The organism is Streptomyces sp. NPDC002564 (assembly GCF_042889645.1).
Classification (GTDB): Bacteria; Actinomycetota; Actinomycetes; order Streptomycetales; family Streptomycetaceae; genus Streptomyces.
Map to the genome: position 1 here is coordinate 271,284 of NZ_JBIARE010000007.1, position 26,784 is coordinate 298,067.

The 26,784-nt window shown below is 73.9% G+C and carries 19 protein-coding genes and 2 pseudogenes; 11 read left to right on the top strand and 10 right to left on the bottom strand.

The window, feature by feature from the left end; genetic code table 11:
* Nucleotides 1-11: 11 nt before the first annotated feature.
* Together ACFYXE_RS25360 and ACFYXE_RS25365 are read right to left on the bottom strand one after the other, a co-directional pair.
* Nucleotides 12-2,468 (bottom strand): bifunctional salicylyl-CoA 5-hydroxylase/oxidoreductase, encoded by a 2,457-nt coding sequence (locus tag ACFYXE_RS25360; RefSeq protein ID WP_389315927.1) that lies wholly within the window; start codon nucleotides 2,466-2,468, stop codon nucleotides 12-14.
* A 2-nt stretch (nucleotides 2,469-2,470) separates the two neighbouring features.
* Complete coding sequence (locus tag ACFYXE_RS25365) at nucleotides 2,471-3,298, bottom strand: enoyl-CoA hydratase family protein (RefSeq protein ID WP_389315929.1); 828 nt, start codon at nucleotides 3,296-3,298, stop codon at nucleotides 2,471-2,473.
* Nucleotides 3,299-3,613: 315 nt separating this feature from the next.
* On the opposite strand from ACFYXE_RS25365, the gene ACFYXE_RS25370 reads away from it, so the two are divergent.
* Nucleotides 3,614-4,045: an ATP-binding protein gene (locus ACFYXE_RS25370; protein WP_389315931.1), complete on the top strand. Its 432-nt coding sequence runs from the start codon at nucleotides 3,614-3,616 to the stop codon at nucleotides 4,043-4,045.
* Here the strand turns inward: ACFYXE_RS25370 and ACFYXE_RS25375 are convergent.
* From ACFYXE_RS25375 to ACFYXE_RS25395, 5 genes are all read right to left on the bottom strand, one after another.
* Nucleotides 4,011-5,465: an amino acid permease gene (locus ACFYXE_RS25375; protein WP_389315933.1), complete on the bottom strand. Its 1,455-nt coding sequence runs from the start codon at nucleotides 5,463-5,465 to the stop codon at nucleotides 4,011-4,013. The two genes, ACFYXE_RS25370 and ACFYXE_RS25375, sit on opposite strands and share 35 nt — an antisense overlap.
* A 159-nt stretch (nucleotides 5,466-5,624) precedes the next feature.
* Nucleotides 5,625-6,623 carry an ornithine carbamoyltransferase gene (argF, locus tag ACFYXE_RS25380; RefSeq protein WP_389315935.1) on the bottom strand — a complete coding sequence of 333 codons (999 nt, stop codon included), beginning with the start codon at nucleotides 6,621-6,623 and terminating at the stop codon, nucleotides 5,625-5,627.
* 135 nt (nucleotides 6,624-6,758) lie between these two features.
* A complete protein-coding gene (locus ACFYXE_RS25385; protein ID WP_361178529.1) occupies nucleotides 6,759-7,991 on the bottom strand; it encodes an arginine deiminase in 1,233 nt (410 codons plus the stop codon).
* A 112-nt stretch (nucleotides 7,992-8,103) separates the two neighbouring features.
* Nucleotides 8,104-10,755 (bottom strand): polynucleotide kinase-phosphatase, encoded by a 2,652-nt coding sequence (locus ACFYXE_RS25390; protein ID WP_389315938.1) that lies wholly within the window; start codon nucleotides 10,753-10,755, stop codon nucleotides 8,104-8,106.
* Nucleotides 10,752-12,302 carry a 3' terminal RNA ribose 2'-O-methyltransferase Hen1 gene (locus ACFYXE_RS25395; RefSeq protein WP_389315940.1) on the bottom strand — a complete coding sequence of 517 codons (1,551 nt, stop codon included), beginning with the start codon at nucleotides 12,300-12,302 and terminating at the stop codon, nucleotides 10,752-10,754. The genes ACFYXE_RS25390 and ACFYXE_RS25395 overlap by 4 nt, the downstream gene beginning before the upstream one ends.
* Before the next feature lie 317 nt (nucleotides 12,303-12,619).
* On the opposite strand from ACFYXE_RS25395, the gene ACFYXE_RS25400 reads away from it, so the two are divergent.
* The 6 genes and pseudogenes from ACFYXE_RS25400 to ACFYXE_RS25425 all read left to right on the top strand — a co-directional run bounded on the left by ACFYXE_RS25400 (nucleotide 12,620) and on the right by ACFYXE_RS25425 (nucleotide 18,365).
* Complete coding sequence (locus tag ACFYXE_RS25400) at nucleotides 12,620-13,036, top strand: hypothetical protein (RefSeq protein WP_389315942.1); 417 nt, start codon at nucleotides 12,620-12,622, stop codon at nucleotides 13,034-13,036.
* A pseudogene (locus ACFYXE_RS25405) lies at nucleotides 13,020-13,670 on the top strand (caspase domain-containing protein); the annotation flags it as partial. The gene ACFYXE_RS25400 and the pseudogene ACFYXE_RS25405, both read left to right, overlap by 17 nt.
* Nucleotides 13,671-13,850: 180 nt before the next feature.
* Nucleotides 13,851-14,798, top strand: a pseudogene (cdgB, locus tag ACFYXE_RS25410) (diguanylate cyclase CdgB); the annotation flags it as partial.
* 120 nt (nucleotides 14,799-14,918) lie between these two features.
* Nucleotides 14,919-15,608 (top strand): response regulator transcription factor, encoded by a 690-nt coding sequence (locus tag ACFYXE_RS25415; protein ID WP_389315944.1) that lies wholly within the window; start codon nucleotides 14,919-14,921, stop codon nucleotides 15,606-15,608.
* A gap of 43 nt (nucleotides 15,609-15,651) precedes the next feature.
* Entirely contained in the window at nucleotides 15,652-16,365 is a 714-nt protein-coding gene (locus ACFYXE_RS25420; RefSeq protein WP_389315946.1) for a DUF4255 domain-containing protein, read from the top strand.
* Nucleotides 16,362-18,365 carry an AAA family ATPase gene (locus ACFYXE_RS25425; protein WP_389315948.1) on the top strand — a complete coding sequence of 668 codons (2,004 nt, stop codon included), beginning with the start codon at nucleotides 16,362-16,364 and terminating at the stop codon, nucleotides 18,363-18,365. Before ACFYXE_RS25420 ends, ACFYXE_RS25425 begins: the two co-directional genes overlap by 4 nt.
* A 117-nt stretch (nucleotides 18,366-18,482) precedes the next feature.
* Here the strand turns inward: ACFYXE_RS25425 and ACFYXE_RS25430 are convergent, their stop codons facing one another.
* The 3 genes from ACFYXE_RS25430 to ACFYXE_RS25440 all read right to left on the bottom strand — a co-directional run bounded on the left by ACFYXE_RS25430 (nucleotide 18,483) and on the right by ACFYXE_RS25440 (nucleotide 23,560).
* Nucleotides 18,483-19,853 (bottom strand): hydrogenase expression protein, encoded by a 1,371-nt coding sequence (locus ACFYXE_RS25430; protein WP_389315950.1) that lies wholly within the window; start codon nucleotides 19,851-19,853, stop codon nucleotides 18,483-18,485.
* Nucleotides 19,854-19,858: 5 nt separating this feature from the next.
* Nucleotides 19,859-20,206, bottom strand: coding sequence for a hypothetical protein (locus ACFYXE_RS25435; RefSeq protein WP_389315952.1), 348 nt, complete (start codon nucleotides 20,204-20,206; stop codon nucleotides 19,859-19,861).
* Nucleotides 20,207-20,308: 102 nt separating this feature from the next.
* The gene (locus tag ACFYXE_RS25440; RefSeq protein WP_389315954.1) at nucleotides 20,309-23,560 is read right to left on the bottom strand and encodes a BTAD domain-containing putative transcriptional regulator; all 3,252 of its coding nucleotides are present in this window, start codon (nucleotides 23,558-23,560) and stop codon (nucleotides 20,309-20,311) included.
* Between the two features lie 479 nt (nucleotides 23,561-24,039).
* Between ACFYXE_RS25440 and ACFYXE_RS25445 the strand changes: the two genes are divergently transcribed.
* From ACFYXE_RS25445 to ACFYXE_RS25460, 4 genes are all read left to right on the top strand, one after another.
* A complete protein-coding gene (locus ACFYXE_RS25445; RefSeq protein WP_361180978.1) occupies nucleotides 24,040-25,626 on the top strand; it encodes a phage tail sheath subtilisin-like domain-containing protein in 1,587 nt (528 codons plus the stop codon).
* A 102-nt stretch (nucleotides 25,627-25,728) separates the two neighbouring features.
* Entirely contained in the window at nucleotides 25,729-26,172 is a 444-nt protein-coding gene (locus tag ACFYXE_RS25450; protein WP_205040150.1) for a phage tail protein, read from the top strand.
* Nucleotides 26,172-26,618 (top strand): hypothetical protein, encoded by a 447-nt coding sequence (locus ACFYXE_RS25455; protein WP_361180979.1) that lies wholly within the window; start codon nucleotides 26,172-26,174, stop codon nucleotides 26,616-26,618. The genes ACFYXE_RS25450 and ACFYXE_RS25455 overlap by 1 nt, the downstream gene beginning before the upstream one ends.
* Nucleotides 26,615-26,773, top strand: a complete 159-nt coding sequence (locus ACFYXE_RS25460; protein WP_361180980.1) for a DUF6760 family protein — start codon at nucleotides 26,615-26,617, stop codon at nucleotides 26,771-26,773. The genes ACFYXE_RS25455 and ACFYXE_RS25460 overlap by 4 nt, the downstream gene beginning before the upstream one ends.
* Nucleotides 26,774-26,784: the final 11 nt, after the last annotated feature.

A 26,784-nucleotide genomic window follows, 5' to 3' on the forward strand; every position in this document is an offset into this window, starting at 1 on the left:
GTCCGCCGGCTTCAGCCGCCCAGGGTCAGGCGCGGCCTGGGGGCGTCGGTGCGGCCGGTCTGCGGGCGGCGGCTGCCCGCGCGGTACTGGACGGGCCAGCTCACGCCCGGTCCGGTGTAGTCCTGTTCGGCGGCGGCGTGCAGGGTCCAGTGCGGGTCGTACAGGTGCGGGCGGGCCAGGGCGCACAGGTCGGCGCGGCCCGCCAACAGCAGGGAGTTGACGTCGTCCCAGGAGGAGACGGCGCCGACGGTGAGCACCGGGATGCCGGTCTGGTTGCGGATGCGGTCGGCGTAGGGCGTCTGGTAGGAGCGGCCGTAGGCGGGGCGTTCGTCCGCGACGACCTGCCCGGTCGAGACGTCGATGGCGGCGGCGCCGTGGGCCGCGAAGGCGCGGGCGATGTCGACGGCGTCGTCCGCGGTGGTGCCGCCGTCGGCCCAGTCGGTGGCGGAGATGCGGACCGTCATGGGCCGGTCGGCGGGCCACACCTCCCGTACCGCGTCGAAGACTTCGAGCGGGTAGCGCAGGCGGCCGGACAGCGGTCCGCCGTACGCGTCGGTGCGGTGGTTGGTGAGCGGTGAGAGGAAGCCGGACAGCAGGTAGCCGTGCGCGCAGTGCAGTTCGAGGAGGTCGAAGCCCGCGTGGGCGGCCCGCCGGGCGGCCTCGACGAACTGTTCGCGGATCTCGGTCAGTCCGGCCCGGGAGAGCGCGTGCGGGGTCTGGCCGCCCGGCTTGTACGGCAGCGGCGAGGCGGCCTCGATCGGCCAGTTGCCGTCGGGCAGCGGATCGTCGATGCCCTCCCACATCAGCTTGGTGGAGCCCTTGCGGCCGGAGTGGCCGAGCTGGACGCCGATCGCCGCGCCGGGCGCCTGGGCGTGCACGAAGTCGGTGACGCGGCGCCAGGCGTCGGCCTGTTCACCGGTGTAGAGCCCGGCGCAGCCCGGTGTGATGCGGCCGCGTGCGCTGACGCAGACCATCTCGGTCATGACCAGGCCCGCCCCGCCGAGGGCCCGCGCGCCCAGGTGCACCAGGTGGAAGTCGCCGGGGACGCCGTCCACGGCGGAGTACATGTCCATCGGGGAGACGACCACGCGGTTGCGCAGGGTCAGTCCGCCGAGGCGGAAGGGCGTGAACATCGGCGGGGTGCCGTCCGGGCAGCCGAAGTCGCGCTCGACGGACCGGGTGAAGTCCGCGTCGCGCAGCCGGAGGTTGTCGTGGGTGACGCGGCGGCTGCGGGTGAGCAGGTTGAAGGCGAACTGGCGGGGCGGCTGGTCGAGGTAGTCCGGCAGCCGCTCGAACCACTCCAGGCTGGCGCGCGCCGCCCGCTGCGTGGAGGCGACGACGGGGCGGCGCTCCGCCTCGTACGCCGTGAGGGCGGCCGGGATGTCGGGCTGTTCCCGCAGGCAGGCGGCGAGGGCGAGGGCGTCCTCGACGGCGAGCTTGGTGCCGGAGCCGATGGAGAAGTGCGCGGTGTGCGCCGCGTCGCCGATGAGGACCGTGTTGCCGTGCGACCAGCGGGCGTTGACGACCGTGCGGAAGGTGGTCCAGGCGGAGGCGTTGCCGCGCAGGGGACGGCCGCCGAGCGCGGCCGCGAAGATCTTGGCGCAGCGCTCGGTGGACTCCTGCTCGTCGAGGTCCGCGAAGCCGGCGGCCTCCCAGACCTCCTCGCGCATCTCGACGATGACGGTGGACGCCCCGGAACCGGCCGCGGAGAAGGGGTAGCCGTGCAGCTGCATCACGCCGTGCTCGGTCTCGGCGATCTCGAAGCGGAAGGCGTCGAAGGCGAAGTCGGCGGCGAGCCAGATGTAGCGGCAGCGGTGGCTGGTCACGCTCGGCCCGAAGGCGTCGGCGTGCGCGGCGCGGGTGAGGCTGTGCACCCCGTCGGCGGCGACCACCAGGTCGTGGGTGGTGGCGAGTTCGGCGGCGGGCGGTGCCTCGGTGCGGAAGCGGAGCTCGACGCCGAGGTCGCGGCAGCGGGCGTGCAGGATCTCCAGGAGGCGGCGCCTGCCGAGCGCCGCGAAGCCGTGGCCGCCGGAGGTGCAGCGCCGGTCGCGGTGCACGATGTCGATGTCGTCCCAGCGCACGAACTCGGCCTGCAGGGCGGCGTACACGGCGGGGTCGGCGTGCTCGATGCCGCCGAGGGTCTCGTCGGAGAGGACGACGCCGAAGCCGAAGGTGTCGTCGGGGGCGTTGCGCTCCCAGACGGTGATCTCGCGGGTGGGGTCGAGCCGCTTGAGCAGGGCGGCGGCGTAGAGACCGCCGGGCCCGCCGCCGACGACGGCGATGCGGTGGGCCGTGGCGGGGGGCGGGGCCTGCGGGGAGGCGGCGCGCGCGGGCACGGCGTCCGGGGGTACGGAGTCCGCGGGCACGGTGTCCGCGGGCACGGCGTCCGGGGGCGCGGTGTCCTGGGGCACAGGCGGTGCTGACGCGGCCCGCGCGGGGGGCGGCTCCGGGGCTCCTGCCGTGCTCATGGTCATCGCCCCTGCCACTTCGGCGGGCGCTTCTCCGTGAAGGCCGCATGGAACTCGGCGTAGTCCTCGCCGTTCATGAGCAGGGCCTGGGTCGAGGCGTCCAGCTCGACGGAGGCGGCGAGCGGCATGTCGAGCTCGGCGGTGAGCAGCGCCTTGGTCTGCGCGTACGCGAGGGCGGGCCCGTCGGCGAGGCGGCGGGCCAGCGCCTGTGCGGCCTCGGCCGCCCTGCCCTCCTCGGTCAACTCGCTGAGCAGACCGATCCGTTCGGCCTCGGGGGCGCGGACCGGTTCGCCCAGCATGAGCAGCCGGGTGGCGTGGCCGAGGCCGACGACGCGCGGCAGCAGGTAGGCGGCGCCCATGTCGCCGCCGGAGAGTCCCACCCGGGTGAAGAGGAAGGAGAAGCGCGCGGACGGGTCGGCGACGCGGAAGTCGGCGGCGAGGGCGAGCACCGCTCCGGCGCCCGCCGCCACCCCGTGCACGGCGGCGATCACCGGGAAGGGGCACTCCCGGACGGCCCGGACGACCTGGCCCGTCATGCGGTTGAAGTCGAGCAGCTGGGCGGTGTCCATGGCGAGCGTGGCGCCGATGATCTCGTCGACGTCGCCGCCCGAGCAGAAGCCGCGCCCCTCGCCGCCGAGCACGAGGGCGCGCACGGACTTGTCGCGGGAGAGCTCGGAGAGCAGGTCGCGCAGGTCGGCGTAGGCACCGAAGGTGAGCGCGTTGAGCTTGTCGGGGCGGGCGAGGGTGACCGTGGCGACCCCTTCGTCGACGGTCAGGCGCAGATGCCGCCAGTCGGGGGTGCGGGTCGCGGAGCCGGTGAAGGGACTCATCAGGTGCGGCCTCCTCGGCCTGGGGGCCGGCGTTCGCCGGAGCCGGGTCCGGCCGCGTGCACCGGGTCCGGCCGTGGACAGCGGGAGTGGGCTACCTCTCGAAGTTATCACTTGTCCGTGACTGTCGTCACGAGTACGCGATAGGAGCTCGACTCCCGAGCGGGAACGGAAATCCCGACATGCACGTCTTGTCACGTGTGGCACCACAGGGTCGGACGTCCCGTGAATGCCCGACCGTCGCCCCTGTCGACATAGCGCTTAAGATTCGTACGGTTGAAAGCAGGACCGCCGCCTGCTGCCCTGAACGGACCCGCCTTGCACGAACCTTCCTCCCCCGCCTCGTGGCGCATCGCGCTGCCGCACACCACGGCAGCCGTGCCCGTCGCGCGCGCTCTGGTCCGTACGGCGCTGACCGACATCGAGTCGTCGGCCGACACCGACACCGCCGAGCTGCTCACCGCCGAGCTGGTCGCCAACGCCGTGGAGCACACCGCGGGTCAGGACCCGATAGAGCTGGTCATCGAGCTCCTGCCGACGGGCTGTCAGGTCGAGGTGCACGACTCCAACCCGCTGCCGCCCGGCGATCTGACCGACCCGGGCCCCTCCCTGGAGCCCGACCCCTGGCAGGAGCACGGCCGCGGCCTGCTCCTGATCCGCACCCTCAGCTCCTCCTGCGGCCACCGCCCGACGGCCTCCGGCAAGGCCGTGTGGTTCACGCTTCCGGCGAAGCCCCGGTGCCAGGGCTGACGTCGGTCCCGGCGCGGCCGAGCCGCGAGTGGCCGCGGCCGTACAGCGCGTAGACCACCGCGCCCACCACCAGGAACGCCGCGAACTGCACCCACGTCGTCCACCCCGTGCCCCAGATCAGGTAGAGGCAGAAGCCGACGCCGAGGACGGGGCTCACGGGATGGAGGGGGACCCGGAAGGTGCGGCGCAGGGACGGGGCCGAGCGGCGCAGGGCGATGACCGCGATGTTCACCACGACCATGATCGACAGGGTGCCGATGGTGGTGAGGTTGACGACGACGTCCAGCGAGGAGAAGGCGGCGGGGACGGCGACGACCGCGGCGACGATCCAGGTGTTGGCGACGGGGGTAGCCGTCCGCGGCGAGACCCGTTCGAACACGCGCGGCATGAGGCCGTCGCGGGACATCGACATCAGGATGCGGGTCTGGCCGTACATCACGGCGAGGACGACCGAGGCGATGGCGACGACCGCGCCGAAGGCGATGATGCCGCCGCCGACGGTCGAGTCGGTGACCTGGTCGACGACGAGGGAGAGCGCGGCGGGCTTGTCGGCGACGGCGTCCGGGCCCAGCGCGCCGATCGCGGCGAGCGCCACGGCGACGTAGAGCAGGGTGACGACACCGATGCAGATCATGATCGCGAGCGGGATGTTCCTGCGCGGGTTCCGCACCTCCTCGCCGGCCGTGGTGACCGCGTCGAAGCCGATGAAGGAGAAGAAGGCCAGCGAGGCTCCCGCGGTGATGCCGGAGACCCCGGCGCCCGCGAACGGCGTGAGGTTGCCGTCCTCGAACGCGGTGAACGCGACGGCGAGGAAGAGCAGCAGGATGCCGATCTTCAGCACCGCCATGGCCGCCGTGGCGCCGGCGCTCTCGCGGATGCCGCGCACCAGGAGCACGGCGGCGAGCAGGATGACGACGACGGCCGGCAGGTTCAGGACCTCGCCCTCGCCCGGCCCCGCCGACAGCGCGGCGGGCAGCTCCCAGCCGGTGACGCTGTGCAGCAGCTCGTTCAGGTACTGGCTCCAGCCGACCGCGACCGCGGAGACCGAGACCCCGTACTCCAGGAGCAGGCACCAGCCCACCAGGAACGCGGTGCGCTCCCCCAGCGAGGCGTACGCGAAGGAGTACGAGCTGCCGGACACCGGGATCGCGCCCCCCAGCTCGGCGAACGAGAACGCGGTGAAGATGCAGGTCACGGCCGCCAGGACATAGGAGATGGCGACGGCGGGGCCCGCCTTGGCGACCGAGTCCGACAGGCCGACGAAGATGCCGGTGCCGACGATCGCGCCGACGCCGAAGCACACGAGCTGGAAGAGCCCCATGGTGCGCCGGAGGCCGTGGCCCTCCAGATCCGCGCCCGATTCGGCGACGAGCTGGTCGGGGGACTTGATGCGCAGCCCGGTGGTACGCGTGGGGCTCATGGGGTGGTTCTCGTTTCTGGTGGTGCTGGTGCGGCAGGGGTCGCCGCATACCAGTGGGGCCGGATCGGGTGTTCCGGCCCCACCAGTCTGTGCTGGTCGTGCGGGTCGAGCAGGTTCGCGGGGTCCGGCCGGGCGTGGCGCGGGCCGGGGCGCGGGCGGTCAGGTGAGCGTCGCCACCAGGATCGCCTTGATCGTGTGCAGGCGGTTCTCGGCCTCGTCGAAGACGACGGAGTGCGCCGACTCGAAGACCTCGTCGGTGACCTCCAGGGACTCCAGGCCGTACGTCGCGTGGATCTCGCGCGAGACCTCGGTGTCCAGGTCGTGGAAGGCGGGCAGGCAGTGCAGGAACTTGACGTCGGCGTTGCCGGTGGCGCGCAGGACGTCCATGGTCACGGCGTACGGCACGAGGGCGGCGATGCGCTCGGCCCACACCTGCGTCGGCTCGCCCATCGACACCCAGACGTCGGTGCCGACGAAGTCGGCGCCCCGCACGCCCTCGGCGACGTCCTCGGTGAGCGTGATGCGGGCCCCGCTGGTCGCGGCGAGCCGCTGGGCCCGTGCGACGACCTCCTCGGCGGGCCAGTACTCCTTGGGGGCGACCAGGCGGACGTCCATGCCGAGCAGCGCGCCGGTGACCAGGTAGGAGTTGCCCATGTTGAAGCGGGCGTCGCCGAGGTAGGCGAAGGCGACCTCGGTGAGGGGCTTGTCGGTGTGCTCGGTCATCGTGAGCACGTCGGCGAGCATCTGGGTGGGGTGCCAGGAGTTGGTCAGGCCGTTGTAGACGGGGACGCCCGCGTGCGCGGCGAGCGTCTCGACGGTGTCCTGCGCGTCCCCGCGGAACTCGATGGCGTCGAACATCCGCCCGAGGACCCGCGCGGTGTCCTTCGGCGCCTCCTTCTTGCCGATGTGGGAGCCGGAGGGGTCGATGTACGTGGTCGACGCGCCCTGGTCGGCGGCGGCCACCTCGAAGGCGCAGCGGGTCCGCGTGGAGCTCTTCTCGAAGATCAGCGCGATGTTCTTCCCCGTCAGCCGCCGCGTCTCGGCCCCGGCCTTCTTGGCCGCCTTCAGCTCGGCGGCCAGGTCGACCAGACCGCGGAACTCCTCGGCGGTGAAGTCCAGCTCCTTGAGGAAGTGGCGGCCGGTGAGGTCGGTGGCCATGAGGCGCTCCAGGGATGCGGATAGGGGGACGGGGGCACGTTTACTTTGAAACTATATACGACGCTCCACATTTATATACAGGCCCCTGTCCCGGCGGCCCCCGCCCCGGCCCCGCGCGGCACCCGCTACGAGCCCTTACGCCCCCGGCACCGCGTCGCGCTGCACCGGGCAGCTCATGCACCGCGGGCCGCCCCGGCCGCGCCCCAGCTCGCTGCCCAGGATCTCGATCACCTCGATGCCCTGCTTGCGCAGGTAGGTGTTGGTGGTGGAGTTCCGCTCGTAGGCGACGACGACGCCGGGCTCGACCGCGAGGACGTTGCAGCCGTCGTCCCACTGCTCGCGCTCGGCCGCGTGCACGTCCTGGGTGGGCGTGAGCACCCGGATGCCGTCGAGGCCGAGCGCGGCGGCGATCGCCCGGTGCATGTGCTCGGGCGGGTGGTCGGTGACCTTCAGCTCCCGCTCGCCGACGCCCGGCTCGATGGTGTACGAGCGGAGCATGCCGAGGCCCGCGTACTGCGTGAAGGTGTCGCCGTCGACCATCGTCATGACCGTGTCGAGGTGCATGAAGGCGCGCCGCTTCGGCATGTCCAGGGCCACGATCGTCTGGGCCGACCCCGCCGCGAACAGCTTGTGCGCGAGCATCTCGACGGCCTGCGGCGTGGTGCGCTCGCTCATGCCGATGAGCACGGCGCCCTTGCCGATGACCAGGACGTCGCCGCCCTCGATGGTCGAGGGGTAGTCCGCCTGCCCCTGCGACCAGATGTTGAAGGACTCGCCGCGGAAGAGCGGGTGGTGGCGGTAGATCGCCTCGAAGTGCACGGTCTCGCGCTGCCGGGCGGGCCAGCGCATCGCGTTGATGGACACCCCGTCGTAGATCCAGGCGGAGGTGTCGCGGGTGAAGAGGTGGTTGGGCAGCGGGCCCAGCAGGAAGTCGTCCAGGTCCATGCAGTGGAAGCGCACGGACGTCGGCTCCGGGTGGGCGGCCAGGAACTCCCGCTTGGTCATGCCGCCGACCAGGGCCTCGGCGAGCTCCGTGGACGGCAGGGTCGCGAAGGCGGCACGCAGGTGGTCGGTGGCCAGCGGCCCGTACTCCTTCTCGTCGAAGACGCGGTCCAGCACGAGCAGGCGGGCCGCGGGCACGTCCAGGGTCTCGGTGAGCAGGTCACCGAAGAGATGGACCTCCACGCCCCGGTCGCGCAGCACGTCCGCGAACCCGTCGTGCTCCTGACGGGCCCTGCGCACCCACAGGACGTCGTCGAAGAGGAGGGCGTCCTTGTTGCTCGGAGTCAGCCGCTTGAGCTCCAGATCGGGTCGGTGCAGTATGACGCGGCGCAGCCGCCCGGCCTCGGAGTCGACATGGAATCCCATGGGGTCCATCTTTCCCCGGCCGGACGGCCGACGCCCGTCTTTGCGGGCAATGGCCCGCGCCCACCACCGCGACTCCAGCGGACCCGGAGCCCCCGCGGGGCCGCGGGCCCGCTCAGAGCCGCGGGTCCACCGGCTCCGACTCCAGGGCGAGGACCGCGAAGACCGCCTCGTGCACCCGCCACAGCGGCTCGCCCGCCGCGAGCCGGTCGAGGGCCTCCAGGCCGAGCGCGTACTCCCGGGTCGCCAGCGAGCGCTTGTGGCCGAGGGTCCGGCCGCGCAGCTTCGCCAGGTTCTCCGGGCGCGTGTACTCCGGGCCGTAGACGATCCGCAGGTACTCACGGCCGCGGCACTTCACGCCGGGCTGCACGAGCCGGCCGTCCGCGTTCCTGGCGAGCGCCTCGACCGGCTTGACGACCATGCCCTCGCCGCCCCGGTTCGTCATCTCCAGCCACCAGTCCACGCCCGCCCGCACCGACGCCTCGTCCGCCGTGTCGACGTACTGGCGACGGGTGGTCTGCAGCAGGTCGGAGCCCTGTCCCCCGTCGTGCTCCACCATGCGGTCGATCAGGGCCAGTTGTGCGTCGTGCGCGAGCCCGGCGAGGCTGCGGCCCTGGACCGCGAGGAGCTGGAACGGCGCCAGCCGCACGCCCTCCAGGCCGTCGGTGGGCCAGCAGTAGCGGCGGTAGGCGTCGGTGAACGCGGCGGCGTCCGCGGCGCGTTCCCGCTGCCGGGCCAGGAGCGGGCCCGCGTCCACCCCGCGTGCCGTCGCGGCCTCCAGCGCGGCGAGCGCGCCGGGAAAGACGGCGGCCGACGCGGCGCCCACCGCGGCGTACTGCGTGCGGAGCAGGCCGGATGCCTTCAGCGACCACGGCATCAGCTCCGCGTCGAACAGCAGCCAGTCCGTCGCCAGCTCGTCCCACAGGCCCGCCTCGGTGACGGCGTCGCGGACCCGGCCGAGGATCTGCTCGGTGACGGCGGGGTCGGCGAAGAAGGGGCGGCCGGTGCGGGTGCAGAGGGAGCCGGTCGGACCGTCCCCGACGCCGAACCGCTCGCGGGCCACGTCCGCGTCGCGGCAGACCAGCACCACCGCGCGCGAACCCATGTGCTTCTCCTCGCACACGACCCGCCCGACCCCGTCCGCCGCGTAGCCGGCGAAGGCCTCCGCCGGGTGCTCCAGGTAGCCCTCGCGGTGCGAGGTCGCCGTCGGGGCCATCGTCGGCGGCAGGTACGGCAGCAGCCGCGGGTCGACCGCGAAGCGGCTCATGACCTCCAGGGCCGCCGCCGCGTTCTCCTCGCGCACGGCGACGCGCCCCGCGTGCCGGGTCTCCACCACGCGGCGGCCCCGCACGTCGTCCAGGTCGAGCGGCCGTCCTTCGTGCCCGCCGGGGGCCTCGGTGCGCAGCGGCTTGACCGGCTCGTACCAGACCCGTTCCGCGGGTACGTCGACGAGCTCGCGCTCCGGCCAGCGCAGCGCGGTCAGCCGGCCGCCGAAGACGGCACCGGTGTCCAGGCAGATGGTGTTGTTCAGCCAGGTCGCGGTGGGCACCGGCGTGTGTCCGTAGACGACGGCGGCCCGGCCGCGGTACTCCTCCGCCCACGGGTAGCGCACCGGCAGGCCGAACTCGTCGGTCTCGCCGGTCGTGTCGCCGTACAGGGCGTGCGAGCGCACCCGGCCCGACGTGCGGCCGTGGTACTTCTCGGGCAGCCCGGCGTGGCAGACGACGAGGCGTCCCCCGTCCAGGACGTAGTGCGAGACGAGGCCGTCCACGAACTCCCGCACCTGCGCGCGGAACTCCTCGCTCTCCCCCGCGAGCTGCTCGACGGTCTCGGCCAGGCCGTGGGTGTGCTGGACGGCGCGGCCCCTGAGGTGGCGGCCGAGCTTGTTCTCGTGGTTGCCGGGCACGCACAGGGCGGTGCCCGCGGCGACCATCCCCATGACGCGGCGCAGCACGCCCGGGGTGTCCGGGCCGCGGTCGACGAGGTCGCCGACGAAGACGGCGGTGCGGCCCTGCGGGTGCACGCCGTCCGCGTAACCGAGCTTGCCGAGCAGGGTCTCCAGCTCGGCGGCGCAGCCGTGGATGTCGCCGACGATGTCGAAGGGACCGGTCAGGTGGGACAGGTCGTTGTAGCGCTTCTCGGTGACGACGGCGGCGCCCTCGATCTCGTCCACCCCGCGCAGGACGTGCACCTTGCGGAAGCCCTCGCGCTCCAAGTGGCGCAGGGAGCGGCGCAGTTCGCGCTGGTGGCGCTGGACGACGCGGCGGGGCAGGCCCGCGCGGTCCTCGCGGGTCGCGTTGCGCGCGGCGCAGACGTCCTCGGGGACGTCGAGCACGATGGCGATGGGCAGCACGTCGTGCTTCCTGGCCAGTTCGATCAGCTGCCTGCGGCTCTCGCTCTGCACGCTGGTCGCGTCGACGACGGTACGGCGGCCCGCGGCCAGGCGCTTGCCCGCGATGTAGTGGAGCACGTCGAAGGCGTCGCCGCTGGCGCTCTGGTCGTTCTCGTCATCGGCGACCAGGCCCCGGCAGAAGTCGCTGGAGATGATCTCGGTCGGCCTGAAGTGCCGTCGCGCGAAGGTGGACTTGCCCGATCCGGTGGCGCCGACGAGGACGACGAGGGAGAGGTCGGTGACGGGGAGCGTGCGGCCCGGGGCCGGGGCGCCGGTCGCGCCGGTGCCGGTGACGTCTTCGTTCTCGTCGGCTTTGGCGTCGGCATTGGTATTGGTGTTGGTGTTGGTGTTGATGTTGGTGTTGGCGTTCGTCATGCGGCCCGCACCTCCTTCGTGGCGTTCGAGTCGTTCTGGGCGGGCCGGCCGTTCTCGGCGGTCCGGTCGTTCCCGGTGTCGGCGGTCTTCTCGGCGCGGGTGAAGAGCGCCATCTGGGTGGGCGGTCCGACCTCGGGGTCGTCGTCGCCGACCGGGGCGAACTCCACTCCGTAGCCGTGCCGTTCGGCCACCGCGGCCGCCCAGGCGCGGAACTGCTCGCGCGTCCACTCGAAGCGGTGGTCGCCGTGGCGGACGTGGCCCGCGGGGAGCGACTCCCAGCGGACGTTGTACTCGACGTTCGGCGTCGTCACCAGGACGGTGCCGGGCCGCGCCGAGCCGAACACCGCGTACTCCAGGGCGGGCAGGCGGGCCTCGTCGAGGTGCTCGATCACCTCGCTGAGCACGGCCGCGTCGTACCCCGCCAGGCGCTGGTCGGTGTACGCGAGCGAGCCCTGCAGGAGCCGGACGCGCCGCGCCTGCCGCTCGCCCATGCGGTCGAGGCCGAGCCGCCGCGCGGCGACGGTCAGCGCGCGCACGGACACGTCGAGCCCGACGATCTCCGTGAACCGCACGTCCGTGAGCAGCGCCTGCAGCAACTGGCCCTGCCCGCAGCCCAGGTCGAGCACCCGGCCCGCACCGGCCGCGGTGAGCGCCGCCACGATCGCCTCGCGGCGCAGCACGGCGAGCGGCACCGGCTTCTCCTCGGTGTCGGTGTCCTCGTCGACGGCGTTGTCGAGCTGCTCGACGTCGGTGTCGTCCGCGTCGGCGAGCCGGACCAGTTCGAGCCGCTCCCTGGCCTGCCGGGTCAGGGCGTAGCGCCCGGCCAGGTAGCGGCTGGTGATGAGCTGCTGCTCGGGGTGGCCGGCGAGCCAGCCCTCTCCGGCCCGCAGCAGCTTGTCGACCTCGTCCGGCGAGACCCAGTAGTGCTTGCTGTCGTCGAGGACGGGCAGCAGCACGTACAGGTGCCGCAGCGCCTCGCCCAGGGTCAGCGTCCCGTCGGGCGCGTCGAGCACGAGCCGCACGTACCGCGAGTCGCCCCACTCGGGGAACCGGGTGTCCAGCGGCACCGGCGTCACCGTCACCGTCCAGCCGAGCGGCTCGAACAGCGCCCGCACCAGGCCGGCCCCGCCGCGCGCGGGCAGCGCGGGCAGCTCGACGTGCAGCGGCAGCGGCTGCGCGGCCCGCTCGGGGCGGGCGGCGCACACCCCGCGCAGCGCGCTGGAGAACACCGTGCTCAGCGCCACGGCGAGCAGCGAAGAGGCCGCGTACGGGCGATCGTTCACGTACTGCGCGAGCGCCGCGTCCGGCCCGGTGCCGTGGTCCTTGCCCTTGCCCTTGCCCTTGCCGCGCCGCACGAGGGCGACGGGATCGACCTCCAGGAGGAGCGCAGCGGTGCAGCGCTCGGCGGTCGCCTCGGGGTAGAGGACATGGGCGGTGCCGTAGGAGGTGGAGAACGCCTGGGACTTGTCGGGGTGCTTGTGCAGCAGGAACCCGAGGTCGGTCGCCGGGCGTTCGGGGGTGCCGGTGGTGCTGATCGTCAGGAACACAGTGGGTGGGCCTCGAAACGGGGTGTGAGCCGCGGCGACCGGCGGGCGCGGCGGCACGCGGGGTGCGGACGCGCCGGGCCGGAGGGACCACGGCGGTGGGAGCGCGCTGCGGCGACCACGGCTCCCGGCCCCGGAGGGGCACGGCAGCCGTGCCGGTGCCGCGCGGCGGCCGTCCGCCCGCGCGACGCCGTGTCTCCGGCGCGCCCCTTCAACGTACAGCGAACATCACCGGCGGGCCCGGGGATTTCGTCCCGGGCCGCAGGGCCGGAGCGCACGCCGGAGGTAACCTGTGCGGACACGACCTAGGGGGCCCGCGGGTGCGGTTGGAGTTGAGTCTGCCCGGCACGGGTGTGCCGGAGGAGGAACTGCGGTCCCTGCACGGGTGGCTGCTCTCGGAGCCCGCCGCGCGCCGGCACGCCCGCCCCGAGCTCGGCGCCTCGCAGCCGTCGCCCCCCGGCGCCCAGGGCGATCTGATCGACCTCGTGTCGCTGCTGGTCGGCTCCGGTTTCAGTGCCGCCTCGCTGGCCCTTTCGCTGCACGCCTGGCGCGCGACGCGCCCGCAGGGCCCGACCATCACCGTCGAACGGCCCGACGGGCAGCGGATCACCCTCTCCGCGGCCACCGCCGAGGAGGCACGGCTCCTCCTCGCCTCGCTCGTCGACGGCGCCGCGCCCGCCGGCGGGAACGACGGGAACGACGAGGACGACGAGGACAGCGATGACGGGTCTGCCTGACCCGTCGGCCTCCCGGGCGGTCCTGATCGGCGCCAGCGCCTACGAGACGCTCGACGACCTGCCCGGAGTCGGGCACAGCGCGGCGGTCCTGGGGAGCCTGTTCACCCGGAGCGACGTGTGGGGGCTGCCCCCGGAGCACTGCCAGGTGGTCCTGGACCCGCGCGCCCCGCGCCAGTTGTCCAAGCCCGTGGCCGAGGCGGCACAGCAGGCGACCGACGCCCTGGTGATCTACTACGCCGGGCACGGGCTGATCGAGCCCCGCACCGGCCAGCTCCACCTGGCCGTGGGCGACAGCGACCGGCTCTCGGTGCACGACACGGCGGCGCCGTACGAATGGATCCGGCGCTCGATCGAGCAGAGCCCGGCCGCCCGGAAGATCGTGGTGGTCGACTGCTGTTACAGCGCACGGGCGTTCGGCGTGCAGTCCGCGGAGGCCGCCCTGGAGGTGGAGGGCACCTATCTGCTGGTCGCCTCGGCGGAGCACGCCGTCGCGATCGCGCCGCCCGGCGATCAGTACACGGCGTTCACCGGGGAGTTGATACGGCTGATCTCCGACGGCGACCTGGAGGGCGGCGAGTTCCTCGACCTGGACACGGTCTTCAAGAAGCTGCGCCTGGAACTGCGCCTGAAGGGCATGCCCGAGCCGCACCGGCTGTGCCGCAACAGCCTGGGCGGGGCACCGTTCGTCCGCAACACCGCCTACGAGCCGCTGCCCGCGGCCCGGTCCGGCTGGAGCACGTGGACGGCCGACCAGCCGGGGGACGCGGCGTCGGCGGCACCGACCGAGTCGGAGCCGTACGTCCGCCTCGCCACCCTGCGCAGCCTGCTGGACCAGTTGATCCACCAGGTCGCCCCCGCGCAGAGCCTCGCGGACACCCTGCAGACCATCACCGACGGCGTCGTGGCCGGTCTGGGCTACGAGGTCGCGGCCCTCAACCTGGTCCGGCCGGACGGCGATCTGGTCGTGGCGGCCGTCGCGGGCGACCCGGCCGCCGCGTCGCTGCTCACCGGCCGCGTCGGCTCCCGCGACGCCTGGGACCGCCGCCTCGCCATGGGCGAGGCCTGGGGCGCGCTGCGCTTCATCCCGCACACCGAGGGCCGGGTCCTCGACGACGACGATGTCCCGCAGTGGCACACCGAGGGGCCCGAGCCCCGCTTCGAGGACGCCTGGCACCCCTCCGACCGCCTCTTCGCGCCCCTGCACGCCGCCGGGGGCAGGGGGCCCGACGAGTTGATCGGGGTCATCTCCGTCGACCGGCCGCGCAACGGCCGCCACCCCGGCGCCTGGGGCCGCGAGGCCCTGCAGGTGTACGCGGCGCACGCCGCCATCGCGATCAGCAACGCGCGGCTGCGGGCCAACATGCAGCGCGCCCTGGTCCGCCTGGAGCGCGAGCAGCAGGCACTGCGGGCCAGCGAGGAGTCCTTCCGCCAGGCCTTCGAGTACGCGCCCTCCGGCATGGCCATCGCCGAGATGGGCGGCGACCGGCACGGCCGGATCCTGCGCACCAACGACGCGCTCTGCCGCCTCCTCGGCAGGCCCGCGTCGGCCATGCGGCGCTACTCCTTCTCCGACCTCGTGCACCCCGAGGACATCGGCACGCTCCTGCGCACCTCCGCCGAGGGCGGCCGCGCCGAGCTGCGCCTCGCCCGCCGCGACGGCACGTACGTCTGGGTGTCCCTGCGCAACTCCGTGGTGGCCGACGCGGCCGACGGGCCCCGCTTCCTGCTCACCCACGTCGAGGACATCGAGGACCCGCGGCGCGGCACGGCGGCGGCCGGTCAGGGCCGCTGAACGCCCGCGTTGATTCATCGGCAATCGTTTGTTGATCCGGCGGGGTCACCCTGTGCCCGACGCTATTCGGGGGAAGACAGGGAACATCAGTTGTCGGATACACGAATACCGGTGGCGGTGCACGCCACGGACCCCCTCAGCCGGGCCGGGGTCATCAGTCATCTCCGGCACCAGCCCACCGTGGAACTGGTGGACCGCATCGGCGACGACCCGCCGCCGCCCCCGCTGCCCGGCCGGCCTGCCGCGACCTCGCAGGACCGGGTCGCCGTCATGCTCGTCGACCGGCTCGACGACCCGGCGGGCACCGAGCTGCGCCGCCTGGCCCGCTCCACCGAACAGCGCGTCGTGCTCATCGCGAGCGAACTGCGCGAGCCGGAACTGCTCGCCGTCGTCGAGTACGGCGTGCGGGCCATCCTCTGGCGCCACCAGGCGACCCCGCAGAAGCTGCTGCGCGCCGTGCACAGCGCCGCGCGCGGCGAGGGTGAGCTGCCGCCCGACCTGATCAACCGGCTCATGACGCAGCTGGGCCGGCTGCGGCTCTCCGCGCTCGACGGTTCGCCGTCCCCCGCGGGCGCCCACGTGCCGACCCTGGGCATGGCGCCCCGCGAGGTGGACGTGGTACGGCTGATCGCCGAGGGGATGGACACCAAGCAGATCTCGGAGAAGCTCGCCTACTCCGAACGCACCGTCAAGAACGTCCTGCACGCGCTGATGACGCGCCTGCAGCTGCAGAACCGCGCGCATGCCGTCGCGTACGCGCTGCGGGAGGGATACATCTGATGCGACCGAACCACCTTCCCGCACACCTCCGGGGAGTCCGGCCGTGATCCACGAAGTCGACGAGGCGCTGCGCGCGCTGCTGCGCGGGGCGCTGCCCGAGGGGACCGGCGACGTCGTCTTCGAGGCGCCGACCCGCGACTGGGCGGCGCGCCGCAACGCCCCCACGCTCAACTCCTACCTGTACGACATCCGCGAGGACGTCGCCCGGCGCGAGCGCGGCGCGTTCGCGGAGCGCGGCGCGGACGGCACGGTGCTGCGCAGGCGGCAGCCGCTGCGCTGGTTCCGGCTGTCCTACCTGCTCACCGCCTGGACCAACCGGCCCGAGGACGAGCACCGGCTGCTGTCGGCCGCCCTCGGCACCCTGCTCGGCCACGAGGTGCTGCCGCCGGACGGCCTGCCGGACGCCCTGGCCGCGCTGCGCACCACGCTGCCGCTGAGCGTCGCGGTGCCGCCGCCCGAGTCCCGGTCCATCGCGGACATCTGGTCGGCGCTCGGCGGCGAGCTCAAGCCGTCGCTCGACGTGGTGCTCACCGTGCCGTTCCCGGTCTCGCCGACGTACGAGGTGGCCCCGCCGGTCACCGAGGGCGCGGCCGTGGGCATCCGCGGGCTCGACGGCGAGCAGGGCGAGGCGCGGCCCCGGATGCTGCGCAAGCAGCGGACCGAACCGCTGCCGGCCGAGACGGACTGGGGCCGGGCGAACGCGCACCGGGACGACGCGCACCGGAGCACCGGGCCCCAGGGCAAGGGCACGCGGTGAGCGCCGACGCGGTACCGGCGCACCTGGAGAAGCTGCGCGGCCGGGTGGCGGAGCTCGTCGCCCGGCGCGCCGCGGACGACCCGACGGCGGCCGACCCGCTGCGCGGTCTGTACGTCACGCCCGAGGCGGCACATCGCCTCGCCACGGCGCCCTCCCCGGTGCCCGGCGCCCCGCCGCAGGACGACGGGCACGGGCCGGGCGATCCGCTGGCGGACCTTGCGGAGCGGTTCGGCCTGAGCCCGCTGGACCTGCGGATCCTGCTCGCCGCCCTCGCACCCGACGTGGACCGCCGCTTCGAGCCGCTGTACGGCTACCTCAACGACGACGTGGGGCGCCGCAGGGCCACCGTCGCGCTCGCCCTCGACCTGGCGGGCACCGGGCCGCACGACGCGTCCGCGCGGGCCCGCTTCCATCCACGGGCGCCGCTGCGGGCCGGCGGCCTGGTCGTCGTGGAGGACGAGGAGCGGCCGCTGCCGGGGCGGGCCCTGCGTGTCCCGGAACGCGTGGTGTCCCAGCTGCTCGGCGACGACGCGGTGGACCCCGAGCTGACGTCCCACCAGGTGGAGTTGGTGCCCGCCGGGGCGGCCGAGCCCGCGCATCCGCTCGCCGTCCGCATCGCCGCACTCGCCACCGCGGCGCCCCTGCTCGTGCACCTGCGCGAGCGCAGGGAGGGCACCGCCGCCGGTCCGGTGGTGGACGCGCTGAGCGCGGCCGGGCTGCCCGTGCTGTGCCACCGGCCCGCGCCGCGCGCCGGGGACGACGCGACCGCGGCGGTCACCGCGCTGGTGCGCGAGGCCCGGCTGCGGCGGGCCGCGCTCGTCGTGGGTCCGCTGCCGTCCGAGCCCGGCGCCCTGGTGCGGTCCCTGGCGACCGGCGACGTGCCGGTGGTGTTCTTCGGGAGCGAGGCGTACGACCCGGGCTGGGCGCCGGACGCGGGGCTGCTCGCGCTGGAGGCGCCGCACGACGGCGTCGACCCGGCCCGCGCCTGGCACACCGAACTCGCCCGGCACTTCCCCGCGTACGCACCGGACTTCGACCTCGGCGAGGCCGTCGCGCCCTACCGGCTCAGCGAGCCGCAGATCCGCCGGGCCGCGCGGGACGCCGCGGGGCTCGCCGCGTTCGACGGGACCGCGCCGACCGCCGCGCACCTCCAGCTCAGCGCCCGGCTGCAGTCCGCGCCGCTGCTCGACAAGCACGCCCGGCGCATCCGCCCCGAGGTCGGCTTCGACGACCTGGTGCTGCCCGGGGAACCGCTCGGCCTGCTGCACGAGTTGACGCTGCGCGCCCGGCACCGCGACAAGGTGCTCGGCGAGTGGCGGCTGCGCACGGGCGGCGGCCGGGGCCGGGGGGTGATCGCGCTGTTCGCCGGGGACTCGGGCACCGGCAAGACGCTGTCGGCCGAGGTGGTCGCCGGTGAACTGGGCCTCGATCTCTACGTGGTGGACCTGTCCGCGGTCGTCGACAAGTACATCGGCGAGACGGAGAAGAACCTGGAGCGGATCTTCGTGGAGGCGGACCGCACGGACGCGGTGCTGCTCTTCGACGAGGCCGACGCCGTCTTCGGCAAGCGCTCGGAGGTCAAGAGCTCGCACGACCGGTACGCCAACCTGGAGAGCGCGTACCTGCTGCAGCGTCTGGAGGCGTTCGACGGGATCGCGGTGCTGACCACGAACCTGCGGGCCAACATCGACGACGCGTTCACCCGGCGCCTGGACCTGGTGGTGGACTTCCCGTTCCCGGACGTCGAGCAGCGTCTCATGCTGTGGCGGACCTGCCTGGCCGGGACGCCGTGCGCGCCGGATCTGGAGGACGAGATCGCGCTCTGCGCCAAGGAGTTCGAGCTCGCGGGCGGCGCGATCCGGTCGGCCGCGGTCACCGCCGCGTATCTGGCCGCGGGGCACGGCGGGCCGCTGTCCGGCGCGGACGTGCGGGCCGGGGCGCTGCGCGAGTACCGCAAGATGGGACGCCTCGCCCCGGGCACCTCGCTGCCCTGGCAGTGAGGCGGCACGGCCACCGGCCTCACGAGGGTGGGGCGCCGGGGGAGATCCCCCGGCGCCCCACCCTTTGCCGTCCGGCCGTCCCGGTCCGGCTGCTTCGACCAGTCGGAAAGGGCCCGGCTACTTCGGCCAGTCGGAGATCGTCCAGCCCATGCTGTTGCGGTCGTCGCACTTCCAGGTGAGCGCGCTCTTGTCGTTCTGCATGTCGACGAGGCACTCGCCGGAGCCGACGGCGACGATGCGGGTCAGTCCGTCGTCGCGCCGCTCCAGCTTCCACTTCTGGTTGTCCGGCAGGCGGCCGGTGCGGATGTTCTCCGCCGGGGCGTGGAAGATCTGGACGATGTTGGTGTTCACCTTCTGGTCCATGATCGCGCCCGGGGCACTGGCGGACTCCAGGGAGTAGGTGTCCGACTCGGGGTAGTGGTGCAGGATCCAGTCCTGGTTCTTGCCGAACTGGTCGGACTGGGAGGCGTTCTGGCCGATGTAGGTGCCGTCGGCCTGCTTGCCCTCCTTGACCTCCAGGTACCAGCCGCTGCCCTCGTTGCTGCGGATCGTGCGCAGCTTGGGCCCCTTGGGCTTGTCCTCCTGGGGGCCGCCGCCGGGCTTGGGCTTCGGCGCGTCGTCCTTGTCCTCCTCCGGCGGGGGCTCCTCCTTCTTCTCCTTGCTGGGACTCGGCGACGGGCTCGGCGCCTTCTTCATGCCGTCGTCCTGCGGGAGGACCTGCTGGCTGCCCGGCTTCTCCGTGGCCTGCGTGGCCATGGTCGGCTTGTGCTGGAACCACATGACGGCGAACGCCAGGAGCAGCGCGAACAGGATGGAGAGCAGCACCATGGCCCAGCGCGGGATCACCGACGGCTGTTCGTAGGTACCGCGCAGCTCGATCGGTTCGGGCACCCCGGAGCGCAGCACGGAGACGGTGAAGGGGTGCTTGCGGGTCCCGCCGACCCAGCTGATCGCCCCGGGCTTGATGCGCAGGTCCGCGAAGCCGGCCCGGCCGGGCTCGACCTGCACGGAACCGGGCTCGGACTCGACCTCCAGGGCGTCGCCGTTCTCACGGCCGGACAGGGAGGCGGTCAGCTGCTGGTTGCCCAGGTTGTCGACGGCCACCGCGGCCTTGGCGCCCAGCCGGCCGCGGACGACCAGCGGCAGCAGCTCCGGGCGGATCTCGGCGAACGGGCCGACGGTGACCTGCCCCTCGGCGACGTTCCCGGCCTGCGGCGTCTCACGGGGCGTCACCCGCACGCCGAACGGCGTCGGGCCCGCCAGCGCGTCCGGGGTCCTCGGCGGCGCGAACCGCACCTCGGCGGTGCCTTCCGCACCCGGGTACAGGCGCAGCACGTCGGGCTGCACACGGGCCCAGCCCGCGGTGGCCCCGACCACCTGGAGGCGGTACTCCTCGACGGTGTCGCCGGTGTTGCGCACCCGCAGCCGCACACTGGCGCTCGCGCCGGGCTCCACGGTGGTCGCATCGGGTTCGAGCGAGGTCCACATGCCGCTCACCGCCCCGTCACGGCGGTGTTCTCGACGACGGCCGCCGGTCGGCGCCGCGGTCCTGCGGCCGTGTCCTGTGCGCTGTCGTGCCCTGGGTTCTGGCCGGTGGGGACCACGGCCTGCTGGTAACGAATGAGCTCAGCCTCTGTGTCGGCGTCGGTGACACCGGGCCTCCGGGCGCCGGTGGGTGTGCACGGGTTCCTGGAGCCGGGAGCCGCCGGACGGCGCCGGGCGTGCACGACGCCCGCCCGGTCCTCGACGGCGTCACGGGCCTGGGATGCGACGTGGGACCGGCCCGCCGGGCGCCCGGGTTCGAGTACCGCGGCCGGGTCGAGGGAGGTGCACCACGTCATACGGGCACGGTAGAAGGCACGCCCGGTTCTCGCCCTGTACGAAAGGGCGGCGTCGGGGGCAAGGCCCGCTGCCCTCGCGGCCGTTCGCCGGGCGGCCGCGGCTCAGCGGTGCACCGAGAGCGCGGGCCCGCGCGCCCCGGCCCGCGGTTCCAGCCGGCCGAGCAGCGCGGCGATCTCGGCGGCCTCCAGGGCGCCGCGCCGCTCCATGACGCGGTGCGCGATCCGCAGCGCGGCCCTGGCCCGGTCGAGGTCGCCGAGGGCGAGCAGCGCCCGCCCGCGGGCGGCCATCGCGAGCGCGTGACAGAACGCGTCGCCCAGCTCGCCCTCGACGGCCAGTGCCGCGTCCGCGCAGCGCAGCGCCTCGCCGGGTCTGTCCTGGTCGAGTGCGCAGTACGCGAGGCGGGCCCAGCACAGCGCCTCCCAGCGCGGGTTGCGGGAGCGGCCGTGCAGGATCTGGGCCTCGCGCAGCTGCTCGGCGGCGGCGGCCGCGCGGCCGTCCCGCAGCAGCGCGCAGCCCGCCTGGTAGAGGACGTGCGCGAGCGTGGAGGTGCTGCCCGAGAGCCGGGCCTGGCGCACCGCCTCGACGATCGCGGTGTCGGCGGCCGTGCGGCGGCCCAGGCAGACGTAGGCCCGCGCCATGTGGGACAGGATGCGGAGCCGGTCGCCGTGGCCGCCCAGGGCGCCGAACCTGGCGTAGGCCAGGCGCAGTTTCTCCAGCGCCTCCTCGTAGCGGCCGGTGCCCATGAGGACGATGCCCAGCTCGTGGCTGCCCTCGGCGCCGACCAGCAGGTCGCCGCAGCCCGCGGCGAGGCTCAGGCTCTCGCGCAGGGCGCGCTCGGCGCGTTCGTAGGTCTCGGTGCCGTAGTGCGGGGCGCCGATGAGGCGCAGCGCGCGGGCCGCCGACCGGTCGTCGCCGTGGCCGCGGGCGGTGTGCAGGGCCAGTTCGGCGAGCGGCTCCAGGTCGCGGTGGCGGGCGGTGCCGACGATGAGGTGGGACCAGGCGGTGAGCAGGTCGACGGTGGGGCGCAGGCCCGGCGGGCCGCCCGCCGGGGCGCCGGCGGGGTCGCCCGCGGCGTCCGGGACGTGCCGCAGGGCGTTCTCCGCGGCGGCGCAGAGCCGGGAGTGCGCGACGACCAGCCAGTCGCGGGCGGCGCTCTCGTCGGGGAGCGCCTTGCCCGCGGAGCCGGGGGTGTGCAGCAGTTCGGGCAGCACGCTGTGCGGTTTGGTGCGGCGGATCGCGGTGACGACGGTGGCCAGCACGTAGTCGAGGAAGCGGAGCCGGGCGTCGGCGCGTTCGCGGGCGCTCTCGGTGCGCTCGCACCGGCGGCGGGCGAAGAGCCGGACCAGGTCGTGGAAGCGGTAGCGGTCCTCGCCGTGCAGCTCCATGAGTCCGGCGTCGACGAGGCGTTCCACCAGCGCCTCCGCCTCCTCGTCGGGCACGTCGAGCAGGGCTGCGGCCGCGCCCCGGCAGAACGAGGGCATGTAGCAGAGCGAGACCATCCGGAAGGCGCGGGCGAGCTCCGGCTCCAGGGCTTCGTAGCCGAGCCGGAAGGTGGCCTCGACGCCCAGGTCGTCGACCCGCAGTTCGTCGAGCCTGCGCTGCTCGTCGCGCAGTCGTGCCACGAGGTCGGCGACGGGCCTGCCGGGGCGCGCGGCGAGCCGGGCGGCGGCGATGCGCACGGCCAGGGGCAGGCCGCCGCACAGGGCGACCAGTTCGCGCGCGGCCTCCGGTTCGGCGGCCGCGCGGTCCTCGCCCGCCATGGCGCAGAGCAGGCCGAGGCCCTGGCGCTCGTCCATCGCCTCGACGTCGACGAGGCGCGCGCCGGGCAGGGTGATGGTCCGCGAGCGGCTGGTGACCAGGACCGCGCAGCCGGGCGTGCCGGGCAGCAGCGGGCGCACCTGGGCGGTGTCGCGGGCGTTGTCCAGGAGGACGAGCACGCGGCGCCCGGCCAGGAGCGAGCGGTACAGGGCGGTCTGCTGGTCGAGCCCGTCGGGCACGGCGCTCTCGGGCACGCCGAGGGCGCGCAGGAACCCGGCGAGCGCGCCGCCGCTGTCCGCGCCGGGCGCCGGGTCCGAGCCGCGCAGGTCCACGTAGAGCTGGCCGTCGGGGAACTCGTCCCGTAAGGCGTGGGCGACGTGCACGGCGAGCGCGGTCTTGCCGACGCCGCCGAGCCCGGTGAGGGTGGCGACGGCCATCGCGCTGCCGGACGCGGCGGCGCGCAGCGTCTCGGTCAGCCGCCGCGCCTCGCTCTCGCGGCCCGCGAAGTCGGGTACGTCGGGCAGCAGTTGGGCCGGGACGAGGGGGGCGGACGCGGCGGCGGCGCGTCCGGCGGACGGTACGGCGGGCGGTGCGGCGGCGGGCGGGGGCAGGGGCCGGGCGGCGGGCTCCGGACGGCCGGGGGCCGCGCCGGGTATCGCTTCGCGCGCGCCGCCGGGGGGTGCGGCCGGTTCCCGGTCCGGCCGGGGCCGGGGGGCGTGCCGCTCCGGCGGTACGGGGGTCCGGTGCCGCTGCGCTCCGACGCGCGGGGACTGCGGGTGCGCGAGGGGGCCGGGGGTGGTGTGGGCGGGGAGCGGGGTGCCGTGCAGGAGCCCTTCGTACAGGGTGCCGAGTTCCTTGCCGGGGTCCACGCCGAGTTCGGTGGCGAGGGTGCGGCGCGTGCTCTCGTACACGGCGAGGGCGTCCGCGCGACGGCCGCCGCGGTCCAGGGCGAGCATCAGGAGGGCCTGGGCCCGCTCGCGCAGCGGGTGCTCGGCGGCGAAGGCGCTCAGTGGTCCCGCGGTCTCGCCGTGGCAGCCCAGTTCGAGCGCGCAGGCGAAGAGCTCCTCCTGGGCGGTGACGGTCAGCTCGGTGAGCCGGTCGCGCTGCCGCTGGGCGTACGGGCCGGGCAGGCCGGCCAGCGGGGCGCCGTCGGACAGGGCGAGCGCGGCGGTCAACTCCGCGTGGGCGGCGCCGTGTTCACCGGTCGCGCGCAGCGCGCGGGCGGCGGCGACCCGGTCCTCCAGTTCGCAGGCGTCGAGGGCGGCGCGCGGCACCCGCAGGGCGTAGCCGTCGCCCGCCGAGACCAGGATCCTGGCCGGTTCGCGGGCGCGCCGGTCCGGTTCGAGCAGGGCGCGCAGCCGGGAGACGTACGTCCGCAGGGCGCCGACCGCGCGCGGCGGCGGCTCCTCGTCCCACAGTGCGTCGACCAGTTCGGCCGCGGACACCGGGTGTCCGGCGCGCAGCAGCAGCGCCGCCAGCGTCGCGCGCTGCTGCGGCGGCCCGAGCGCCAGGGGCTGCCCGGCGCGCCGCGCCCGCACCGGTCCGAGCACCTGGAACCGCAGCGCCCCGCCCAGGTCGTCCGCGTCGTCCCGCATGGTCAGCCCGTACTCCTTGCCCCGTGACGCACCGCGAGGTGCCCGTTCGTACCGGTCACGGATGACCGTACGCACCAAACGTTACGTCAGCCCCAGAGGTCGCCCGACCCTCGAGGGGGGACGGCTGCACCATGTTGACCAGGTATTGACGCTGTGTGCACGGGAGGGACGGCATATGCGCCACCAACCCTTCACATTCGGCCGGGGCGGCGGCCCGTGCGGCGGCGGGGGCGGGGCGGCGGCCCGCCGGGGGTGACCGGACGGGCAACGGCCGCCCGGCGTCGCGGTCCGGCCGCGCACCGCCGCGGCCCTCCCGGTCCCCGGGGGCCGTTCGGCGGCTGAACGGGCAGCGGCATCTGCCCTCGCTGACGTCCGTCCGTCTCTACGCACCAGCCCGCGCGTGGGACATCGTCGACACGGTACGAACCCGTGCCGGCTGTGCGCCGGTCCTCTCGCCCTCGAACTTGGAGCACAGCAGCATGCCCAACTACCTGTCCCCCGGCGTCTACATCGAGGAAGTCGCCAGCGGTTCGCGTCCCATCGAAGGGGTCGGCACGTCCGTGGCGGCCTTCGTCGGTCTCGCGCCGCGGGGACCGCTGAACGAGCCGACGCTGGTGACCAACTGGTCGCAGTACGTGGCCGCGTTCGGCGAGTTCACGGACGGGTACTACCTGGCCCACTCCGTGTACGGGTTCTTCAACAACGGCGGCTCCGCGGCGTACGTCGTGCGGGTCGGCGGCACCGACGGCGACGAGCCGCAGCAGCGCCCCTCGACCCCCGCGCAGGCGCCCAAGGAGCTCACCGCGGGTGAGCCGGTGGCGCTCGGCGGGTTCTCCGTGTCGGCGATCACCGCGGGCTCCGCGGACAACGGCGCGCTGACCGTCGAGGTGCAGGACGCCGAGGGCGAGAGCGCGGCCGACCGCTTCAAGCTGATCGTCAAGGACGGCGACAAGGTCGTCGAGAGCTTCGACGTCAGCGCGAAGAAGACGGCCCGCAACTACGTCGTCACGCAGGTCAAGCAGCGCTCCAAGGCGATCGCGCTGGAGGAGGCGACGGCGGGCGGCCAGGTGGCCAAGCCCGACGCGCAGACCGTGACCCTCGCCCCGCCGACGCCCGCCGTCCCGGCCGTGCCCACGTCGAACGGGGCCGTGTCCCGCGTCGAGACCGCCCAGTTCATCGGCGACTCCGCGGACCGCACCGGCTTCGGCGGTCTGGAGGCCCTCGACGAGATCAACATGGTCGCGGTGCCCGACCTCATGGCCGCCTACCAGCAGGGTCTCATCGACGAGGAGCAGGTCAAGGCGGTCCAGCTCGGCCTCATCTCGCACTGCGAGCTGATGGGCGACCGGATGGCGATCATCGACCCGCCGCCCTCGCTCAACGCCCGCCAGATCCGGCAGTGGCGCCAGGAGCTGGCCGGCTACGACTCGCGCTACGCCGCCCTGTACTACCCGTGGATCAAGTCGTTCGACCCGGCCTCCGGTCAGTCCGTGATCGTGCCGCCGTCCGGTCACATGGCCGGCATCTGGGCGCGCAACGACGCCGAGCGCGGTGTGCACAAGGCCCCGGCCAACGAGATCGTGCGCGGCGCCGTGGACCTGGAGCTGCAGATCACCCGCGGCGAGCAGGACCTGCTCAACCCGGTCGGCGTGAACTGCATCCGCGCGTTCCCCGGCCGCGGCATCCGCGTGTGGGGCGCCCGCACGATGGCCTCCGACCCGGCCTGGCGCTACCTGAACGTGCGCCGCTACTTCAACTACCTCGAGGAGTCCATCCTCATCGGCACCCAGTGGGTGGTCTTCGAGCCGAACGACCACGCCCTGTGGGCCCGCATCCGGCGCAACGTCTCGGCGTTCCTGGTCAACGAGTGGCGCTCGGGCGCCCTGTTCGGCCAGCGTCCCGAGGACGCGTTCTACGTGAAGTGCGACGAGGAGACCAACCCCCCCGAGTCGGTCGACCTCGGCCGGGTCGTCTGCGAGATCGGCATCGCGCCGGTCAAGCCCGCCGAGTTCGTGGTGTTCCGGCTCGCGCAGTTCTCCGGCGGGGGCGGCGAGCTGGAGGAGTAGAACCGGCCCGTCCCACCCGCACGTCCGCTCAGCCACCCGCAAGAACCGCAGGATCCACCGCGGCCCGCAGGCCCGTGAGATCCGCAAGAGGAGTGAACTTCCTTGTCCCTTCAGCCCGGTGACGCGCTCACTACACACAACTTCGGCCTGCAGATCGACGGCGTCATGGTCGAGTACCTGCAGGAGGTCAGCGGCCTCTCCATGGAGCAGGACGTCATCGAGTACCAGCAGGTCTCGGCCGACGGCAAGCCCGTCGTGAAGAAGATGCCCGGCGTGAAGAAGGCCGGCGAGTGCACGGTCACGCGCGGCATGACGCAGAGCCCCGTCTTCAGCGAGTGGATCAACAAGTCCATCGCGGGCGACATGGGCTCGGCGCGCAAGAACGCCACGATCATGATGATGGACTACCAGAACAGCCCGGTGAAGCGGTACAACCTGCGCAACGCCTGGTGCAGCAAGGTGGAGACCAGCGGGGTCAAGGCGGGCGACGCGGCCGCGCTGACCGAGCAGGTCACCATCGTCTTCGAAGAGCTGGTCATCGAATAATGCGGCGCGAAGGCCCGGCGGGGCTGCCGGCACCCGGCACGGCGGCCCCCTCGGCGGCGGCCGGTGACCGCGAACCGCTGCGCACGGAGTTCGAGTTCGAGCTCCCGCGCGGCTTCGTGGACGAGTCCGGCACCGTGCACCGCAACGGTGCGATGCGGCTCGCCACGGCACGCGACGAGCTCGTGCCGCTGCGGGACGTCCGTGTGCGCGAGAACCCGGCCTACCTGTCCGTGGTGCTGCTCGGCCGGGTCATCACCCGGCTGGGCACCCTCGGGTCCGTCCACGACGGCACGGTGGAGAACATGTTCGCCTCCGACCTCGCCTTCCTCCAGGACTTCTACCGGCAGATCAACGCGGAGGGCCACACCCGGGCGGCCGTGGCGTGTCCGCACTGCTCGGAGTCCTTCGAGGTGGAGCTGGCCGGGAGCCGCCTGGGGGAATCGTGACGTACGCGGCCGACCGCATCGAGGAGGAAGTCGCGTACCTCGCCTACCACTTCCACTGGGGCATGAACGACATCCTCGACCTCGAACACGCGGACCGGCGCGCGTACGTGTCGCGGACCGCCACGCTCGTGGAGCAGGCGGAGGCGAGGCAGTGAAGTGACGGGGG

Bases quoted from the DNA above. Each gene is read 5' to 3' on its own strand.
- ACFYXE_RS25360 (WP_389315927.1), bottom strand. From the start codon at position 2,468: ATGAGCACGGCAGGAGCCCCGGAGCCGCCCCCCGCGCGGGCCGCGTCA.
- ACFYXE_RS25365 (WP_389315929.1), bottom strand. From the start codon at position 3,298: ATGAGTCCCTTCACCGGCTCCGCGACCCGCACCCCCGACTGGCGGCAT.
- ACFYXE_RS25375 (WP_389315933.1), bottom strand. From the start codon at position 5,465: ATGAGCCCCACGCGTACCACCGGGCTGCGCATCAAGTCCCCCGACCAG.
- argF (WP_389315935.1), bottom strand. From the start codon at position 6,623: ATGGCCACCGACCTCACCGGCCGCCACTTCCTCAAGGAGCTGGACTTC.
- ACFYXE_RS25385 (WP_361178529.1), bottom strand. From the start codon at position 7,991: ATGGGATTCCATGTCGACTCCGAGGCCGGGCGGCTGCGCCGCGTCATA.
- ACFYXE_RS25390 (WP_389315938.1), bottom strand. From the start codon at position 10,755: ATGACGAACGCCAACACCAACATCAACACCAACACCAACACCAATACC.
- ACFYXE_RS25430 (WP_389315950.1), bottom strand. From the start codon at position 19,853: ATGTGGACCTCGCTCGAACCCGATGCGACCACCGTGGAGCCCGGCGCG.
- ACFYXE_RS25435 (WP_389315952.1), bottom strand. From the start codon at position 20,206: ATGACGTGGTGCACCTCCCTCGACCCGGCCGCGGTACTCGAACCCGGG.
- ACFYXE_RS25440 (WP_389315954.1), bottom strand. From the start codon at position 23,560: ATGCGGGACGACGCGGACGACCTGGGCGGGGCGCTGCGGTTCCAGGTG.
- ACFYXE_RS25445 (WP_361180978.1), top strand. From the start codon at position 24,040: ATGCCCAACTACCTGTCCCCCGGCGTCTACATCGAGGAAGTCGCCAGC.
- ACFYXE_RS25455 (WP_361180979.1), top strand. From the start codon at position 26,172: ATGCGGCGCGAAGGCCCGGCGGGGCTGCCGGCACCCGGCACGGCGGCC.